Below are 18,647 nucleotides of genomic sequence, written 5' to 3'. Positions count from 1 at the left end.
CACCTATTTTTTTTTAAGTAGTAGATAAGGTCTCTATCCCGCCCGCTCCGTCCGCCGTAAACTGCATCATTCATTACAGGCGCGCAGAGTCGCGGGGCGCTGTTGCACAAATCCGGCTCTGAACGGATTGTCCCGACCCCGGGCGCAATTCGGCCACGGGCATCGTGATCGGTGTTCCGATAGCGGTGAAGCGGTTAAGGACCGCGATGCGCACATGCATCTCGACAACCTGACGCTCAAAGGGTCTCGCCATGAGGCTCTGCCCCAGTCGTTTGACACAGTTCATTTTCGTCTCCACCCGGCTTCGTCGATGATAACAGCCAGCGACTGCTGGCGACGGCACAGCGTACTGAAATCCGGCACGGACCAGTCCAGCCCGATCAGGGTCAGGAGGCTTTCGACAAAGCCAGTTGTCTGACGCAGGGCGAGACCGAACACCACCTTGATCGTCAGGCCGGCCTGTCGCGCCCGTTTGCCGAAAGGCTTCGCCTCCTTGGACATGTCCGGGCCGCTCCAGATCATCAGCGACCCGCGACGCTTCAATGCGGCGTTATAGGAGGGCCAGTTCGTCGTCTTGCACCTCGTTCGAGGAGGTGCGCTCATGCCTCAATGGCTAACACACTGAATTCACAACGTGAATCCGACAGCGATTTATGCAACAGCGCCTCTCTTGAGCGATCAGAAAGTAGTCTGAAGCCGACAATAGCTGTGCGTGCACATCGGTCCGCTTCCAGCAAAAAATTGCCGGACGCCTTAGATGCTGCGAACGGCAGGAACGGGCCGAGGCCATGTTAAAACGCACTGACTTGGCCGCGTGTCTACCCGAACAACCCCTCCGGCACGGGATGCGCAATCTTGAGAAGCTCGTCCCGTCGGTAGGCCATTGAGCCGCCGTCGCCATAGGCGGGGCGGCTTGTGGCGTGGCCCATGAGGAGGCAGCGCAGGCCATAATCAAGGCCCGCTTCCAGCATGCGCTTCTCGAAGGAATGGCGGAACGAGTAGATGACGTGGTTCTCCGTCGGGAACAGGCCGCGATTGCGGAAAGTGGTCATCAGGGATTGCGAGAGAAGGTCGCTGCGGTCGCGGTAGTGCGGGAAGCCCTTCGGCGCGCGCTTCATCGCTTCAAGTGAGACGCCCACCAGAGGGATATCTCGGATCGAGGCGTTGGTCTTGATCTCGCGGCCCCGGCGCGGGCGGATGCGGATATAGGGTGCGTCCGTGTCGAGGCAGATATCATCCTCGCGCAGGTTCGCGATCTCGCTCGGGCGGCAGCCAGTTTCAATGAGCGCGTAGACGATGAGGCGGGCCTGGTCCTTGATGCCTTTCAGGGCATCCGGGACGAGGATCTTCTGGCGCACCCAGTCGGTCTCGAATGGCGGCACTTCGGCCTTCACGGTTTCCTTGAAGGAGAGGTTGCGGAACGGGTTCTGGCGGGACTCCTCGCCGATATGTTTGAAATACTCGGTCAGGAGCTTGCGCAGATTGCCGATATCGCGATTGGCCGTATTGGCCTGCAGCGCCTTGCCGCCCTTTTTCGGTTTCAGCCGCTCGCCCCACCAGTGATAGAATTTCAGCGCATCGTCGCGGGTGATCTTGGTGACCGGCTTGTCGCCGACAACCTCAATGAAATAGCCGATGGGGCGCTGCTTGGTCTTGAGCCAGAGCCGCTTCTGGTTGGCGGATTTGGCGAGGAGTTCGCTGAAGGCGATCTTCTCGCAATAGATTTCGAAGACTTCCGACAGTTTTGGCGAGGGTCGCGGCGCACCGCCAAGGAGGCCTTCGGCTTCAGTCTTCACGCGGGGCGTGGTGTCACCCTTGTCGACCTGTTCGAAGGCCCGGATGCGCTCGATAATGTCATCAAGGCCATAGGTGATGGCAAGCTCGTCTGCCGGGATATAGGACAGGCCCCTTGCCGAGGCGCGCGCCCTTGCGGCCTTGTAGCGCCGCTCGGCGAATTCGAGCTTGCGCGTGTCGACAATCTCGGGACGGGCATAAAGGTCGAGCAGGGTTGCCCAGTACTGGTCATCGACCGCTTCCTGGGCGTTGCGGCGCTCGCGCGCGATTTCGAGGGAATTGGTGCGCAGGGTCACGCGGATCGTATGGCGCCCGTCAAGATGGCGCAGCCGTGTCGGCACGCGGCGCACATAGTGCCATTTCCTGCCGCGTTTCTGGAGGTATCTGTCCTCTTCACGCATCGCCGGGGACTTTCCTTGTGTGCTTTTTGATGCACGGAAAGTTACGCAAAATGCGGGCCGGGTGAAATTCGGAGCGGTCGAAACAGGGCTTAAGCCCTTGTTTCGTATGCGCTTTTCGAGATTTCGATTGGAGCGGGCGAGGTGGCAAAGATCAACGAAATGAGATTGCGCCGCTGCGCTTTCCTTCAGCTCGGACTTTTCCCATTTTCGTATGAAATCTGATGGCGTCATAGACCCTTGGTAACCACAAATAGAGACGGGGCAAGCCCCCGGAAAATCCAAGAAAAGCGTCTGATTCGGTGTATTTTTTCCTTCAGGCCCAATGGCATGAAATGCCACTTGGGCCATGGTGATTTTCCTTGCCGGTTTTGCGCCCGGTCAAGGGGCTTTGCCCGCTTCGCGGCGCGTGTTCCACGCGCCCTTGACCGGGCGCAAAACAGGCGACACGGACCCTGAATCCAGCGATTTGAGTAGGCGGTGGCAATATCGCGAGTATTGGGTTTTCCAGCATATTGCGGCAAAAGGCGGCGTAAGTCTGGATGGTGGTGGACAGCGAATCCGGGAGGGCAAGATAATAAGCAGTGGCACCATGTGCCACTTAAGCCCTTGTCTGCACATCTCTTTTTTGGCGCCTCTTGTGCGCAGATGTGGTGCACAATTCCGGCCTCGTGCCCGCAAACACTGAAAATTCTGTGCACCACGCTTTGCAAACCGCTGCACGGCCTTGCAAAGCCTTGCCGCGATTTGCCGCCATTCCGACTAGGCACTCGAGCCGCGCTCGTCGACACTTACGGCCAACCCACCAGCCAGTGCCGAGCCGACATCCATGAAGCCCCGCGTCAATCTCCGCCTCGATGCCCAACTCCTCGCCATGCTGGAGGACGTCGCCTTCGAGCATCAGACCACCAAGACCGCAGTCCTCGAGGCGGCGCTTCGCCACTTCTTCAGCGAGGAGCGCGACTACACGCTCGAAGACCGCGTGATGAAGCGAATGGACAATTTCGAAACGCGCATGGGGCGGCTCGAATGGAAGGCCAATCTCAACGTTGAGATCATGTCCCACTACATGCACTATTGGCTGACGCGAACCGACCCGCTTCCGCCATCCCAGCGCGATGCTATGGCGGCGCTTGGGTACCGGCGGTTTAATCACTTCATGGACCAGGTCTCGGTGAAGATGAAGAAGCGGCGGACGCTGTCGCATGAATCGCTGCGCTGGCAGGGCGCAGAGCCGGATTAGTGGGCGACACTTTGTGACGTCTCACGTGCAGCGATTCTAGAACGCTGAAACTGTTTTCAAGAATGTGCCCGTTTGGAAAGCACCTAGCATCCTATTTGCACGCAATCAGCGCGCCGTGGTGCTGCAAGACTGCAGCTCTTTGATCCCATTGTCTTTAATTGCCAGTGAGTCCGCGAGAATAGGTCATCAAGCAAATGGAACCCGTCAGTCTGCAAACTGGCCAATGTCCATAGTGCTTGCGTTACGTTCCGCCGCTTGACCAAGGATGGATTCTTCGAGCACATCATTATGCAAAGGAAAGACTCAACGAAAGCAGGGGACAGCACATGCAGATGAATTCGATTCGATGGACCTCTTTGGCGATTATCTTTGGAGTCCTCGGAAGCTTGGCGCACGCGCAAACCGACAGCCGTGTGGCGACTCTCACTTTCGAGCCGGGAATTTATGCCGGAGAATACAAGCTTACGCTTTCCACGGGCGAAACCGTCGGGCCCTTGACAGGAACTCAAACGATCGAGCTGCCTGTCGGCGAACACAGATTGGCGATCGCGACCGGCGATGCCATTCCTTTTAACAGCGACCAGACTGGGTGTTCACAAACACCAACCCATCCGGCAGTTCGCTGCAGAGCGTCCAAGCTCATATTCAACACGTCAACGGTTCGGTTTCGTACGAACGAGTTTGCTGGAGGTTACAAAGTCGCGCGTGTTGAGCCTGAGCATATCGTCGGGGATCGACCCGTTGTCCTCGTAAAGGGCGTAACAAATTGGTATTTGAATATCGGTACATCCTCGGTTCAATTCTCCACGGACCCGGGCGGAAATGTGCTGCAACCAGCCGATGTCGGATTACGTGCAGATCGAAAGCGATTGGTCTTTGAACCGGTACCTATCCTGGTCCATCCGGTAGCGTTCGAAGGCACCGTGTCCGTAGAGCGCATTGATGCGGCCAAACAGGGACCTCGAACTGTACAATTGATTCCCGGACTGACCAATTACTTCTTGAAAATCCGGCCGAGCAATGCCCTCACGCTCCGCATGGACATGCCAGCGAACGGTGAAGCGCCCGCGACAATCCCGTTCGAGATCATCGAATCCAGTGGTGAATTAACGCAGCACTATATTGCCTTCTGGCGCATCGAAAGATGACCGACGTCTCACCTGTTCCGCGAACTTCCTTGTCAGCAAGGCGCGCCATTCGCTTTGAACCCGCTTGCAAGGTCTTGCGAACTCATGCCGCGATTTGCCGCCATTCCGACTAGGCAGGGCACGGATCACGCGGGATCATGGGGCAAGGCTGGCGCAGTGGCTGGCCGCGTTTTGTGTAAGGAGTTTTTGCCATGTCCAGACCCGGCATCGTGCCCATGCCTTCCCGTAGTTCGGGGGCATCCGGACCCATCCCGCACGCGCCGCAACGCTTCCTGTCCCTGCGCGACGTGCTCGACCGTCTGACTATCAGCCGTTCACTGCTCTACGAACTGATCAAGGACCCGGTCCAGCCCTTTCCCGCGCCAGTGCATCTGGGACGGCGCAGCGTCTGGGTTGAAGGCGAAGTCGAGGAATACATGATTGCCCTTGTAGAAAAAGATCGCCAACTTCCACAAAATGGACGCTAATGAAATGCTGACAATCAAACTGCGATTGCTGCGCGAGCCGCAACAGCAGCGTCAATAGCCGCCTGCACTTCGACGTAGAGCTCGGTTTCGACGTGCTCGGCATCAATTTCGACCACCAACGAAAAGCGGACTTCCGGGAGGCTGTCTTTAAGCAAAACTTTGGATTTCCACCAGCCGGTCACAGGGTGCACCGCGATGAGATTTCGGCGGGCTAGGTCAGAGGCTCGGCAAGTCAGTTGGTCGATGTGAAGTGACCCGACATCGCGACGGTTGGAACCGAACTCCCAAAGATCGTCTTCTATACTCTGCGGTCCTTCTGGATTGTCAGCAATCTTACTAATTCTGGCTATGAACCTGTCTGCGTTCTCGTCGGCGCGATTCAACTTGAAACGAAGATTGTGCGACGCATAGCGATACTTCGAACCGCGTGATGCCTCAGATGGATTGGGGGCGACGAAACTACTCAGGGCCACACGAAGTGTAATCTCTGTGTTTCCGAGCTTGCGCAACTCTTCAACGGGCCAAGGTAACGTGAATAGTTTCATTTCGTTGTGAACATCACCGCCAGTTTTTTCTGACAGGCCATAGGGCGTGATGGCATCTTCGACGATCAACGTTAGTGCGTTTGATGCGCTTCGCCGTGCTCGACTAAGGTCCGGAATGCCATAACCATAGCGTTTGAACAAAGACGCGAAGTCGCCCTTCTGAGGTGCTGCAGGCAGATGAGATTTCATCTGCTGATTCCAACGAGCCGATGATACATACAGAGCGCGAACGGTTTCTGGCCATAATTCAGGATAATCAGACCAGAGTTCGGTTATGCTTTTCGCCGCCAAAGCCGTCGCGGCACTGGTATCATGACTAAATGCGAATGACCGAGTTGGATAATTGTGGTGCGTCGTTAGAAGCGACAACCACCCATGACGCATCGGTGGGGGGGCGGCGCTTAAAGCCCAGTTTCCACCTTCAAGCACTACGTCAGGCTTTAAGGGCCAAATGGAAGACCAAGACGCAGTGCGAGAAGCAGGCGAAAGATCGCCAAATGGCGCAACCGGTTTGGCTTGCTCGTCGGCTGGTAACTGCGTTTTCTCGGTGTACGCGCCGACGGCAATGGCGTTCCATGCTTGGGCCGGCGACTCGATTTCGTTATCTTCATGATCGCATGTGCTTAGGTAATTCCCCGCCCCAAACGAAAAATTATCGGTATTGCCTGCTGATACCAAAATCAGGCGCTTTATGCGGCGTTGACCCGACACCCCGGCAGAGAGTTGGTCAATTTCACTGGACCAAGAGGTGGGTGCGCCATCATGGGGCGTGTCTTCTCCAGTAGTTGTAGCCAAAGTGAAAGTGCGACGGCGCGGATGCGTCTGCTCAACAACATCCACCCCGTCCCGAGTGACGGCGCCCAACAGATGATGAGGGTTTGCACCCGCATCTGGCAATAGCTTTACCGATTCTAGTCTATTGCTTACTGCAACGGGACCATTCTGATTCAGGTTAGGCGTCAGATCGCCATACAGCGCCAAACCCGCCATCTGTGTGCCGTGTCCCCGAACATCTTCCACGCCCCAAGCAAAGTTGGCAGCGTACCGATCAGCCGCGGCTAGTGCTGGTTGAACTAGTGGATGCGCCCGGCTGACACCCGTGTCCATAAGGGTAACATATCCAGTATCCGCGTTCGGATGAAAATTTGTCCTTTGAAGAAGTTCGCCTACCCACTGAGCTTGCTCATCAACGTCCATTGCGTCGAAGAAATCGGCTGTAACGGTGGGAGCCGCTAACGCTCGTACGCCGCCAATCCGTCGAATGGCAGTGGCGAGAGAATTGCGAGTTCCATTGGCGATGACAACTACATCTTCAGGGAAAAGGAGGCGTTGTTGGCCAACGGAGACGCCATGTTCCTCAGCTCGCTGAACGAATTGTTCTGCGGTTGAGGGCTCCAACCACACTTCCCAGTTTGTTGCCTGCTCATCGTTGGGGAAGTTGTCGGCTGGACTGCGCCACAATGCACGTAGTCCGGCTTCCGTAATTGCTTCAACGCTTTGAACAAGATCTGCATTTTTTGGACGGCCAGGAATGAGTTGGCCATTCTTCTCTCTTTCAGGAGTGTCCTCGGTTCGAAACTGATCAACTTTTTTTCGGAGCTTTTCGATGCCTTTGGCAGTCGCAAATACTGTAGCCTGCTCCTGATTTGCGCCGTCGCCCGCGCCGCTTCCAATGCGAAGAAGCTTAAGATCGCTGGCGTCGAGGCTATCCCTTTTTAGGCGCTCGTTGGGGCGTGACGTAAACTCAAGATAAACTCCTGGCAGGTTGGCGACTTCTATATCTGGAAGCAAGTCAATTGCCTGAAGAAGGGCTTGAGCGTGGGCCGCCCGGTTCGCTACGTCACTTGGTCTTTTTGTTCCGCCCCCGCCCTTCGCTTTGAACGGGCGAGCTCTTCCCAGATCGCGCAGATGAAAATGTCGAAGTTTTCGTACCATTGTCGTCAGTCCCTATTCCTTGCAGCGACCGACGTCGTTCGAGAGCATTGATCAAATCCTGTGTCGCAATTTTACCCGAGTCGGCAAGCACCGCACGGCGGGCCGCGTCTTCAGCAGCTGCTACAACATCAGCTGTCGATAGCCCCAGCGCAGCATCTATCACTCGCTTCCAAGCCATTCGAGAAGTCGAAAATCCGATGAGACGACGCTCGAGTGCGCTTTTGATCGAAGGCCCATCCGGCAATTGATATGGCAGTACGATATCGAAGCGGCGTAAAACGGCACGATCCAGTATTTCAGGAAGATTTGTCGTAGCGATGACAATAGATGGGCCAGTGTCTTCATCCAGAAACTGGAGGAAAGAATTTAGGACTCGGCGGGCCTCTCCTACGTCGTTGTCGTTGCCGCGAGATGCCGCAAGCGCGTCGATTTCGTCGAATAAATACACGCCGCGTGTGGTTTTGATGGCGTCGAACACCATTTTGAGTTTTTGAGCAGTCTCACCCATAAATTTCGTGATGAGGCCGTGTAACATCACAGAAAACAGCGGGTACTGAAGTTCGCCAGCCAAAGCCGAAGCACTCAAAGTTTTGCCGGTTCCTGGTGGGCCAGAAAGCAAAACGCGTCGCCGAGGCTTGAGGCCCTTTGCTTCAAGCTTTTCCCGCATCCGAGTTTCTATTACTATGTGTGCAAGTTCATCTTCTATTCTTGAAGGTAGAATCACATCGTTTAGCCGTTCAGAAGGATACGACGCTGCTAGAAACTGACCTAAATCACCACGCGGCGTGGCAATTGGCGTAACCTCAGGTCTGCGGCTCGCCGGTACCTTTTGGCCAGCTTCGGCCCACTGTCGAAGCTGTTCCGCTAAACGTTTGTGCCCCTTTTGCTCCTCGATTGCAGAAAGCTGCATTGCCAGATCAAAAAATCGATCTGAATCACCTTCTGCGTGGCTCTTTACGAGGCCGATGAGTTGCTGAGCGGATGCCATAACAAACTAGTTCTCCCTCCGTGAATCATAACTGCGAAATAGTTAATAGACTAGGCTCAACAGGCATGGCGAGCGCGACATTCGTTTCGTGCACGCAGTCAACAGATAGAGGTTGAGGCCCGCTCACTAGGCAATTCCAGATAAGGATCAATTTACGAAGCCCAGCACCTCGCCCGCCCACCATTCGGCCATTTCGACGCGCTGATCCCAATACGTTGCGCGGTGGTAGGCTTTGCGGACCTGGTCGGCGCCCATGTGGGCGAGTTCGGCTTCGATGGCGTCGGGGTGCCATTTGTTGCTTTCGTTGAGCAGGCTTGAGGCGCTGGCGCGAAAGCCGTGGGAGGTCATTTCGTCCTTTTTGTAGCCGAGACGGCGCAGCGAGCCGTTGAGCGTGTTCTCGCTGATCGGCTTGCCGCGTGAGAGCTGCGAGACGAAGACGTAAGGCTCGTTGCCGGTGATGGTGTGGAGGCGCTTCAGGATGTCCACCGCTGCGCCCGGCAGGGGCTTTCTGTGTTCGCGGCGCATCTTGGTACGCGCGGCGGGAATGGTCCAGGTGCGCTTCTTGAGGTCGTATTCGTCCCATGTGGAGAGGCGCAACTCGCCCGGCCTAGGATAAAGCAGGGCCATGAGCTGCAAGCCCGCTTTGGTCTCGATCGCGCCGTCATAGGACCAGATCGCGCGAATGAGGCCTGCGAACTTGTCCCGGTCCACGATTGCGGGGCGATGAGTGACCTTCGGCGTGATTAGCGCGCCGCGCAGGCCAGCGGTCGGATCATGCTCACAGCGGGCGGTGGCGACGGCATAACGGAAGACCTGAGAAATCACGGCGCGCAGGCGGCGAGCAGTTTCGTAATTGCCTTCCGCCTCCACCTTGCGAAGCGGGACGAGGACATGGGTCGGCTTGATCTGCGTGACGGGCAGGTCGGCAAGGTCGGCATTGGCGATGCCAATCAGCCATGCCTTCTTTGACAGGGTGGTTTCAGCAAGGCCCTCGCGGCGGTTCTTGTCAAGCAGTTCGGCGGCGAGCGCGGAGAAGGTGTCTTCGGTCAGCGCCTTCTGTTCAAGCTTGTCGACCTTGGCCTGCAGCATGGGGTCGATACCATCTAGTAGCAAGGCGCGTGCTTCGGTGCGCTTCTCGCGGGCCTTGGCGAGCGAGATGTCCGGATAAGGGCCGAGCGCCATCAGCTTTTGTTTGCCGTCGAACTTGTAGGCATAGCGCCAGAGCTTGGAGCCATTGGGGCGCACTTCGACAAACAGATTGCCGCCATCAGTGTAACGGCGCGGCTTGTCTTCGGGCTTAAGGCTTCGAATTTTCAGGTCAGTTAGGGGCATGGTATGGTACGGGTAGGTTTAGTGACCCTCATTCTGTACCATACTACCAGAGGCCGTACCAGACTTCGATCAGGACGGAGGCGGACACGAGAGAGCACTCGTGGACACGAAGACCAACTAAGTATCTGTTTTTATTGATTTTTATGGACGTCTGCGGATGCTGAAAAATGCACACGAATATGGTACTGGTGCCCAGAAGAGGACTCGAACCTCCACGCCTTGCGGCACACGGACCTGAACCGTGCGCGTCTACCAATTCCGCCATCTGGGCACGAGATTGGAAGGCGCCGATGTATAGGCTGAGCCCGGCCCCGTCAACGGGTAAACTGAGCTGATCTGCAGTCTGAGACCGCCTTTTTCCGGCCGGGCCGGACGGGCCCCGGGAAAACCGTGGTTCGCCGCCCTTCGCTCGGCACGAAAGCGTGTGCGCGGCGGGCGGGATTGCGACCGGGCGGCAGGCCGCGAAGCGGAGACATCTGCCTCCCGCCTGGCGGGCAAGGGAAAGCGCCCCGACCGGACCGGCTCCGCCGCCGCCCCCTCGCCTTGCCGGGCCTGCCTCTTCACGCCGCCGCGCGGGCTCACCTGTCATGGATCGGTCTTACCGCACCCGTGTAACACCCGTTTACCTGGAATCCGCCCGGGGCACGCCTCGCGGAAACCGGCCTTTCCAGCGTTCAGCCCTGTCTCAGGCGATCGCGTCCGGCAGGGGCATTTTCCGCTTATGGGCTGCAGTTGGACCGCACGCACATGACTGTCTGTCTCAGCCTTGAATTTCCTCGAAATTACACCGTTTACATATCGGTAAGTACCCTGACGGAACCTGGTCCTGCCCAAGCGCCGAAGGACTTGAACATGCCTGCTTTGCAAGCCATCCGTACAGTTCCTGTCTTTGCCGCACGGCATGGCCACCGGACCGGCCTCGCTCTTCTCCTCTCGCTTGCCCCGACCTGTGGCGCGCAAGCCGAGGCCCGCGATCCGGTGGCCATATCGCCTGAACAATGCGGCGCCCGCAGACTGGAACCTGGCGCCAGGGGCGGGCTGACGATTTGTTCCGTGCACGATGATGCCATGGATGCCGACTTTACAGCTCCTGACACCCCGTCTTGCCGGAGCGCTGCTCTGAGCTCCCCGCACACCGGCAAATGCCGCGATGACCGGCCTCTCCCCTCATGGACTCAGCAAGCAAGGATTGGACACTGAACTCATGCACTCCCGCCCCCCCATCCGAGCCGTTTTGATCATCGGCAGTCTCGCCTTCATGAGCCTGGCCGCCCCGGCGGCTTCCGCCAAGGAGATAAAGATTCGCAATTGCACCTCCGAAACGATCCGGATCATGATCCAGCCGATCGAGAACGAAGACAGCGCCACTCCGAACCGCCAATACCCGTCCAGCCATCACGACGTCCGGTCACAGAAGGCGGTGACCGAGGATGTCCCAACCGACCGCGTGACTGTCCAGGCCGAACAGGGCGTGATCGCCCCGAAGACGGAATGGACCAGTGTCGAAGCCCGCGATTACGGAATCTATTTCAAGGGGTTCCCGAACCGGTTCGGCCACTATCATGGTCATGAACTGAAACCCCTCAACAAGAATGAATGCAAGGTCGTGCCGTGATGCCCTTCAGGGCGACCGGCCGGCAAAGGCATGCCTTCTCAGGAGACACCCGAACCAAGCCGGATACGGATTCTTGTTGCTCGTACGCCTTATCACCGACCCCAGACTTGGAGACCCGAATGACCCGCCCACACCTTTTCAAGAACCTTGCGAAGATCGCCCTGGCAGCAGCAATGATCGGGAGCATCGGACCAAATGCTTCAGCAGAAAAGACGGCGAGCCCGACTCTGGTGAACTGCACCAAAAACACATTGACGGCCAAGGTGGGCACTTTCCGGAGAGACCTGCTCGTTCGAGGAAACGGCACCTACGAGATTGCGCCAAATGCGCGCCAGGTGTTGAAGAACCTTCCGGTCACCAATCTGTTTGACGTCCAGATACTCTTCACTGACCAGATCCACAATGATCCGGAATCGTACATCGCTATAGACCCGAAGAAGGACCACGCAGTGGTGGAGCATGTCAGCAAGGGATTCAACCCGTTTCGGTACAGACTGAAGCCGCTCAAGGACGGGAAATGCCCGAATTCCTGACGCCGCGCGGCTGCCGGCAGGCCACCTTGCCGGCAGCCGGCTTTTCTGTCGCGGGACGGTCGCTGCCCACATGGGCGTCTACAGACGGTTCAGCCACAAGGGGGACCGAACGACGACTTCGAACCCACACAGATTCATCCTCTTTTATGAAGTCCGGCAAGGAGATCGACATGATCCAGAAGACATTTATCCGCACCGGCCTTGCCGCCGCCTGCCTCGCCCTGACCGGTGCAACCGCCGCGGCGGAGGGTGGCAAGGAAATCAAGATCCGCAATTGCACCGGATCCCTGCTCAAGCTTACGACGGACACCTACAACCATCACTCGTACCCGTTTGAGGAATCGGTCAAGTCGAGAAAGCAAGTCGAAGACGGCGCCACCCTCACCGTCAAATCTCCAAAGCACCATGATCGCCTGAGAATCCTGGTTTCTGACAATCGACGGGACATTCTCGAGAAATTCGATGACTACAAGCTGGAAGACTATGACATGGACTCCAGGGAGCAACCTGTCGATCGCGTGTATGGCATATCCGTCTATCACTTCACGCACGATGTCGTTCCAATGACCGATGGACCCTGCCCGACCTCGTAAGCCAATTGCGTGCCGGGCTCCTCCTCGCAGCTGCGACGGGGCACAAATGCGCGGATTTTCCGGAGAATTCGGCTGGAGCGGGTAGACGGAATCGAACCGACATACACAGCTTGGAAGGCTGGTGCATTACCATTATGCTATACCCGCTCACCGGGTGGCAGCACGCCAGTCTAGCACATTGGTGCGGGGTGGTGGAGGGAGCTGGATTCGAACCAGCGTACGCTAAGCGGCCAGATTTACAGTCTGGTGGATTTAACCACTCTCCCATCCCTCCACGGGACCCGCGACCACACGCCGATTGACGTTGCCGCGCCGGGGCTTCACATGGGCGCTTTCGCGCTTCCGATCCATCCCGGAAGCGGCCTTATAAGGAAACCCGAAATGGCGCGCAACCATTCTAAACGGCGAAAAGCACACGACAGCGCAGATAATGCACGTCGCGGCCCGTCCCGCCCGCCCCGGCGCGGGGGAAAATCGCGCGATGCCGGTGGCGCCGAGGGCGGCCCGCTCTGGATATGGGGCACGCATGCGGTTGCTGCCGCGCTGGCAAACCCGGCGCGCACCTGTCACGAGCTGCTGGCGACCGAGAATGCGGCCCAGCGCCTGCCCGCCAGCGCACTGCAGCCAGTCATCGTTTCGGCGAAGGATATTGATTCGCGCCTGCCGGAGGGCGCGGTGCACCAGGGCGTGGCCGTGAAGGTGGATCCGCTGGAACCGGTCGCGCTGGAAGACCTGATCGATGCGGGTGTCAGCCATATCGCCGTGCTGGACCAGGTGTCCGACCCGCACAATCTGGGCGCGGTGTACCGGTCTGCGGCCGCGTTCGGCTTTGGCGGGCTGGTGCTGCAGACGCGCAATGCGCCGAATGTGACGGGGGTGGCGGCGAAGGCCGCCGTCGGCGCGATCGAAACGGTGCAGGAAGCCCGCGTGGTGAACATTGCCCGCGCGCTGGAGCAGCTGGCCGATGCGGGCTATCACACGGTCGGCCTGGCGGGCGAAGGCCAGCGGTTGATCGCGGACGCGGTGGACGGCGCGCCGAAGCTGGCCATCGTGCTGGGCGCCGAGGGTCCCGGCATCCGCCCGGCCGTCGCGAAGGCCTGCGCCGAGCTGGCCCGCATTCCGATTGCCCCGGAAATGGAGAGCCTGAACGTCTCGAACGCAGCGGCAGTCGCCTTCTATGAAAGCAGCCGTAATCGTTTCCCCCTGTCATAAAGCTCTGCTAGGACTTAACCACGCTGTGGGGAACATTAGACGGAGCGCGCGCCGCCATGCTGAGATTGCTGTCCATCATCCTGCTTTTGTGTGGCCTGGTGGCCGCGGGGTATGCCGGGTCTGTCCTGATGGACGAATATGCGCCCCGGGACCCATTGGTCGATGCCGCCCCGGCCGAGGAAATGGCGACGGAAGAAGCGTTCGAAGCCGCCATGCCGCCAGCGCTGGAAGAAGAGACGGCCGACCTGGCGCCCCTGCCGGAAGAGGAAATGGCGGATGCCCCGCCCCCGGCCGCTGGTCCGACCCGCAGCCTTGGCGCGGACATTCCGGGCGATGTGTTCCCGGAAGCGGTTGGCGCTGCCCCGGAATTCGACGCGCCGATGGCCACGCGCTCGGCCAATGTCACGCCGCAGGCCAATGAATCCTTTGTCGAAACGCTGAAATCCGTGCCGGTGGCCCACGAAACGCCCAGCAAGGCCGAATACAAGCGCGCCTTCGACGTGACGCTGGCCATAGATTCCACCGGCGACGAGACAGCGGTGGACGCCCTGCCCGGCCGCGGCAATGTCATTGAAGGCGAAGCGCTGGTATCGGACCGGGTGGAAGCCCGTCTCAGCGGCGCGAATTTCGAGATCGTGTCAATGTCACCGGAAGTTCAGGCACTCTCCCCCCTGACCGAGAATGTCTGGCGCTGGTCCGTCCTGCCGCTGACGGCGGGGAGCCATGATCTGGTGTTCGAGATCTATGCGATTGACGAGGATGCCGTAGTGCCGCTGCGCACTTTTCGCGACACGGTCACGGTGGAAGTGTCGGGGATCAATCGCGCCATCGCCTTTGCAGACCAGGCAAATCCGCTCTTTGTCCTGCTCGGCGGGCTGGGATCGGCCATTGCCGGCCTGATCGGCGTGGTGCGCTTTTTCGGCCGAAACTAGCCGTCTGCCCTGCCGCAGCCGCACTTTCTTTGCCGCAAGGGAAAGCAAGGCTTTGACTTTGCGGGCAATTCCGTCTTTCTGGCGCCATGACAACGATGACGACTCCCAAGACCCTCGAAGCCGCCCAACTCTTCCTGCGTGAGCAGGCCTCCCGGATCGAGATCGACCCGCTGACCAATTCCGTGTTTGCCCTGGCGCAGACCCTGTTCCGAGACCTGGAGGCGGGCCGCACCAAACTGTCCGATCTGTCCAAGCTGGCCGACGAGGTTCATCTGGACCTGATCGAAGGGCGCGCCGAGCGGTTTCGCGTCCAGCATGCAGGCGGCAAGGCCAAATCTGCCTGGGAACAGCTGACAGCCGATCTGGATGCGTTGGCGGCGGACGGGTTCGATGCGTTCAAGGCCCGGGTCGAACAGGCCACCGGCGGCATCGTCTTCACCGGACACCCGACCTTTGCCCTGTCCAAGGATTTGCGCACGGCGCTGGCTGACCATGTGGTGAGCGCGACGAAGACGAGCCGGACGGCCGTGATGCGCCAGATTCGAGCTGACTCCCGGCCCTGGAACCAGGCCATCAGCCTGAAAGGCGAGCATGATGAAGTGCAGGCCGCCATCGCGCACGCCGCCGATGCGCAGCTGGTCTATGCCCGCACGCTGATGGCCGTTGCGCGCAAGGCGTTCCCCGATGACTGGCGCAGCCTGAAAATTCAGGTGCCCACCATCGCCTGTTGGGTGGGCTATGATCTTGATGGCCGGGCCGATATTCACTGGTCGCAATCCCTGACGTTCCGCCTGACCGAAAAGGCGGTGCAACTGGGCCGCTATGCCCAGCAGCTGGAAGCGATCAGCGGCAGCCAGAAGATCGGCCCGCTGGCCAAGCTGACCCAGCGCCTGAAGGCGGCCGCCGAAGAAACTGCCAACCATGCCGCCCTGTTCGCGGCAGACCTGACCGATCCGGCCCATCTGGTGCCGGCCGCAAATGCCCTGACCGATCACACGACCCGCACATTGCTGGATGCCACCGATATTACCGACGTGCTGGACAGCGTGATCGCCACGGCCGATGACAGCCTGGCCGTGGAACTGATGGCGATCCGCGCGCAGGTCGACGCGCTGCAGCTGGGCACGGCGCGCATTCACCTGCGCGTCAACGCGGCGCAGGTCCGCACCGTGATTAACCGGGACCTTGGCCTTCAGACGGAAGACCGGGAACTTGGCCGCGTGGCTCTGGCCGAGCTGGCGCAGAAGGCCCGCAAGTCGAAACCCGTGCAGGTCAATTTCGCAGACCTGTTCCTGGAGCAGTCGACGGCGCGGCGGCAATTCATGATGTGCGCGCAGATCCTGAAGCACATCGATTCCGGATCTGTCATCCGCTTCCTGATTGCCGAGAGCGAGAACCCGGCGACGGTGATGGGCGCGCTCTATCTGGCGCGGCAATACGGTGTCGACGACAAGCTGGACATCTCTCCCCTGTTCGAAACGCCGGAAGCGCTGGAAACAGGGGGCCGCTTCATTGAGCGGCTTCTGGAAGAACCGGAATTCCTCGCCTATGTGAAACAGCGCGGCTATCTGTCGATCCAGCTCGGATTCTCCGACGCCGGACGGTTCATTGGGCAGGTTGCCGCCGACATGGCCATCGAGCGCATCCACAATCTCATCGCACGGGCGCTGGCCGCCAAGGGCGCAGACGTCGACCTTCTGATCTTCAACACGCATGGCGAGAGCATGGGCCGTGGCGCCTGGCCGGGCAGTTTCGAACAGCGGTTTGATCATCTGCTGACGCCCTGGACGCGGGGCGGTGCGCGGGCCCGCGGGCTGCAGCTGCGCCATGAAGTCAGCTTTCAGGGCGGGGACGGTTTCCTGCATTTTGCCAATCCGGCCCTTGCCGAAACAACGATGGCGGCCTGGTGCCGTCACGCCCTGTCGGACCCGGAGGACCGGACGCAGGACCCGTTCTATACGCGCACGGACCTGGTGTGGGATTTCTATCGCTCGCTGCGCGCCTGGCAGGAACGCCTGTTCGTCAATCCCGATTATGGCCGCCTGCTCGGCGCCTTTTCCAGCGGACTGACCGTCAAGGCCGGGTCCCGCCCGAAACGCCGCGCGGCAGGCCCCGTCGGGCCGCGCTCCCTGCGCGCGATCTCGCACAATGCGACGCTGCAGCAGCTGAGCATTCCGGTGAATGTGGCGGCGGGAATCGGCTCCTCGCTGCAGCGCGAGATGGAGCGACTGGTCGATCTGATCGATGAAAGCCCCCGCATGAAAAGCCTGATCCTGCTGGCGACCCGGGCGCGGGTGCTGACGAGCCTGCCGGCGCTGCGCGCTTATGCCAGAGTGTATGATCCGGGGGTCTGGGTGGCGCATTCGAAGCTGGCCGATGCGGAAAAGGCGAATGCCTATCGCGCCGTCTATTACGCCCTGCGCAATACAGAGACGGCTGTCTCGATGAACCAGATCGCCAACTATCTGTCCGTCGACCTGGGCAAGTTCGACCGATTGCTGGCGCAACTTCAGAATGCCCCTTCCATCGAACAGCGCCATGAAGGCCGCCTGGACCTGCATGTGCTGCACGCGGTGCGCCAGGCCCTGATCATGAAGGCCTTCTCGATTGTCGGCGGCCTGCCCCGCCTGTCGGAGCGGCATGATGCCAGCAGCCGAGACCTTGTGGAAATGGTTGCCGAGTTGCGGATTTCAGAAGCGGTCGACCTGTTGCGGAAAATCTTCCCGCCCTCCCGGGACCAGGACACGCCGCTGGCGGCGCTGACCGAACCGGGCCATGAGGCCAAGCCGCAGGCCAGCTATGGCTATGACCGGATCCACAAGGAAGTGATCGGCCCGCTGGACGAGATCGACCGCACCCTGCACGGAATCAGCCTGGCCGTCACGCACGCCTATGGCGCGTTCGGATAGCGGGAATCACCGGCGGCGGTAAGTTTGCATTTCCATGCAGACCTGACACTTTTTCGCGGTGCTGTGGCGAATGCGCAGATAGAGCAGATTGTTCTTGCGATCGATCTGCACCCGGAATTGTGACAGGAAATCCATACCCAGGATCATGACCGGCTCATCTGCCATACCCAGATGATCGAACAGTGCGGGATCGGAGACGACCATGTTGAACCCGTTCATTTTCACCTCGTCCAGCTCGAAGCGGGAAATGTTGGCGACGTGCATGTCATACTCTTCGCCGGTGATGCCGAGAAGGCGCTTGGTCTCCGCTTCGTTCACGGCCGTACCGGCTTGCGCCGCGAAGGTGGAATTCATGTAGGTGATTGTCGATCCGGTATCGATCAGGGCGAGCCCGCGGCGGCCATTGATCTTCACGGCAACGAAGTAGAGGCCGTTGCGCACCACCATCGGCCGCTTGCAGAGGATTTCCCGCATGCGTCCCGCCGGGCGCCGATTGTAGGACGTGACCTGCAGCCGGTCGAAATCGAAATCCACCACATCCCCGGTCATGGCACTCATGGGCAGGACATTGCGCACCCCGCTGACCGCGATCTTGGCGTCGAGCGCCGCCGGCACCTCGACCAGTTTCACCGATCCGGCCCCGAGGCGCGGCAGATCGATCAGGGGAAAGGTTTCCGGCCCGCCGAGGCCCAGCACTTCCACAAAGGTCTCCTCGCCCGGAATGACCGCGAGCCCGGCAGAGCGTGCCGTTGCGCCGCCGATCATGGGCAGGGTTGCGGCTGTATCGATGATTGCGGAGGCCGTGACGCCATTGTGAAAGGACAGTTCGGTGATGATCCGGTCCTGCGAATCCATTTCGAACGGGATGGTGTGCTGGTCCTTGGCATTGGCGAAGGCAGGCGCTGGCCACAGGCAGGCGATCAGCAACAGGATCAACACGATACCCTGCCGGACAAGATCGGGCCGCAAGGCCCGTGCAACCGAGTTTCCTCCCATGGTCTTT

Annotated in this window: 14 protein-coding genes, 3 tRNA genes and 1 pseudogene; 9 read left to right on the top strand and 9 right to left on the bottom strand. The window is 59.4% G+C overall.

What is annotated here, in order from left to right; genetic code table 11:
* Window positions 1–73: 73 nt before the first annotated feature.
* Both HF955_RS11095 and HF955_RS11090 read right to left on the bottom strand, forming a co-directional pair.
* Window positions 74–603 (bottom strand): annotated as a pseudogene (locus HF955_RS11095) (transposase).
* 215 nt (window positions 604–818) lie between these two features.
* Window positions 819–2,195: a DUF6538 domain-containing protein gene (locus HF955_RS11090; protein ID WP_291075194.1), complete on the bottom strand. Its 1,377-nt coding sequence runs from the start codon at window positions 2,193–2,195 to the stop codon at window positions 819–821.
* Between the two features lie 826 nt (window positions 2,196–3,021).
* Between HF955_RS11090 and HF955_RS11085 the strand changes: the two genes are divergently transcribed.
* From HF955_RS11085 to HF955_RS11075, 3 genes are all read left to right on the top strand, one after another.
* A complete protein-coding gene (locus HF955_RS11085) occupies window positions 3,022–3,435 on the top strand; it encodes a hypothetical protein (RefSeq protein WP_291075193.1) in 414 nt (137 codons plus the stop codon).
* A gap of 326 nt (window positions 3,436–3,761) precedes the next feature.
* Entirely contained in the window at window positions 3,762–4,583 is an 822-nt protein-coding gene (locus HF955_RS11080) for a hypothetical protein (RefSeq protein WP_291075192.1), read from the top strand.
* Between the two features lie 191 nt (window positions 4,584–4,774).
* A complete protein-coding gene (locus HF955_RS11075; RefSeq protein ID WP_291075191.1) occupies window positions 4,775–5,050 on the top strand; it encodes an AlpA family transcriptional regulator in 276 nt (91 codons plus the stop codon).
* 14 nt (window positions 5,051–5,064) lie between these two features.
* Here HF955_RS11075 and HF955_RS11070 read toward each other — a convergent pair whose 3' ends face one another.
* From HF955_RS11070 to HF955_RS11055, 4 genes are all read right to left on the bottom strand, one after another.
* Window positions 5,065–7,386 (bottom strand): S8 family serine peptidase, encoded by a 2,322-nt coding sequence (locus tag HF955_RS11070; protein ID WP_291075190.1) that lies wholly within the window; start codon window positions 7,384–7,386, stop codon window positions 5,065–5,067.
* Between the two features lie 49 nt (window positions 7,387–7,435).
* Window positions 7,436–8,518: an AAA family ATPase gene (locus HF955_RS11065; RefSeq protein ID WP_291075189.1), complete on the bottom strand. Its 1,083-nt coding sequence runs from the start codon at window positions 8,516–8,518 to the stop codon at window positions 7,436–7,438.
* Window positions 8,519–8,665: 147 nt separating this feature from the next.
* Entirely contained in the window at window positions 8,666–9,850 is a 1,185-nt protein-coding gene (locus HF955_RS11060) for an integrase arm-type DNA-binding domain-containing protein (RefSeq protein ID WP_291075188.1), read from the bottom strand.
* 186 nt (window positions 9,851–10,036) lie between these two features.
* Window positions 10,037–10,121, bottom strand: a tRNA-Leu gene (locus tag HF955_RS11055).
* A 933-nt stretch (window positions 10,122–11,054) separates the two neighbouring features.
* Between HF955_RS11055 and HF955_RS11050 the strand changes: the two genes are divergently transcribed.
* The 3 genes from HF955_RS11050 (at window position 11,055) to HF955_RS11040 (ending at window position 12,591) form a co-directional block, all read left to right on the top strand.
* Window positions 11,055–11,465 carry a hypothetical protein gene (locus HF955_RS11050; protein WP_291075187.1) on the top strand — a complete coding sequence of 137 codons (411 nt, stop codon included), beginning with the start codon at window positions 11,055–11,057 and terminating at the stop codon, window positions 11,463–11,465.
* 119 nt (window positions 11,466–11,584) lie between these two features.
* Window positions 11,585–11,998 (top strand): hypothetical protein, encoded by a 414-nt coding sequence (locus HF955_RS11045; RefSeq protein WP_291075186.1) that lies wholly within the window; start codon window positions 11,585–11,587, stop codon window positions 11,996–11,998.
* Between the two features lie 170 nt (window positions 11,999–12,168).
* On the top strand, window positions 12,169–12,591 hold the full coding sequence (locus HF955_RS11040; protein WP_291075185.1) for a hypothetical protein: 423 nt from the start codon (window positions 12,169–12,171) through the stop codon (window positions 12,589–12,591).
* Window positions 12,592–12,664: 73 nt separating this feature from the next.
* On the opposite strand, the gene HF955_RS11035 is transcribed toward HF955_RS11040, so the two are convergent.
* A tRNA-Gly gene (locus HF955_RS11035) sits at window positions 12,665–12,738 on the bottom strand.
* A 42-nt stretch (window positions 12,739–12,780) separates the two neighbouring features.
* Window positions 12,781–12,865 (bottom strand) — tRNA-Tyr (locus tag HF955_RS11030).
* Window positions 12,866–12,972: 107 nt separating this feature from the next.
* On the opposite strand from HF955_RS11030, the gene HF955_RS11025 reads away from it, so the two are divergent.
* From HF955_RS11025 to HF955_RS11015, 3 genes are all read left to right on the top strand, one after another.
* On the top strand, window positions 12,973–13,803 hold the full coding sequence (locus tag HF955_RS11025) for an RNA methyltransferase (RefSeq protein WP_291075184.1): 831 nt from the start codon (window positions 12,973–12,975) through the stop codon (window positions 13,801–13,803).
* Window positions 13,804–13,859: 56 nt separating this feature from the next.
* On the top strand, window positions 13,860–14,735 hold the full coding sequence (locus HF955_RS11020; RefSeq protein WP_291075183.1) for a hypothetical protein: 876 nt from the start codon (window positions 13,860–13,862) through the stop codon (window positions 14,733–14,735).
* Window positions 14,736–14,830: 95 nt separating this feature from the next.
* Window positions 14,831–17,644 carry a phosphoenolpyruvate carboxylase gene (locus HF955_RS11015; protein WP_291075182.1) on the top strand — a complete coding sequence of 938 codons (2,814 nt, stop codon included), beginning with the start codon at window positions 14,831–14,833 and terminating at the stop codon, window positions 17,642–17,644.
* A gap of 6 nt (window positions 17,645–17,650) precedes the next feature.
* Here HF955_RS11015 and HF955_RS11010 read toward each other — a convergent pair whose 3' ends face one another.
* Entirely contained in the window at window positions 17,651–18,640 is a 990-nt protein-coding gene (locus tag HF955_RS11010; protein ID WP_291075181.1) for an aspartyl protease family protein, read from the bottom strand.
* Window positions 18,641–18,647 lie beyond the last annotated feature (7 nt).

Source organism: Hyphomonas sp. (genome assembly GCF_017792385.1).
Taxonomy (GTDB): Bacteria; Pseudomonadota; Alphaproteobacteria; order Caulobacterales; family Hyphomonadaceae; genus Hyphomonas.
The sequence above is the reverse complement of the archived record's forward strand: the minus strand, read 5'-3'. Positions and strand labels throughout refer to the sequence as shown.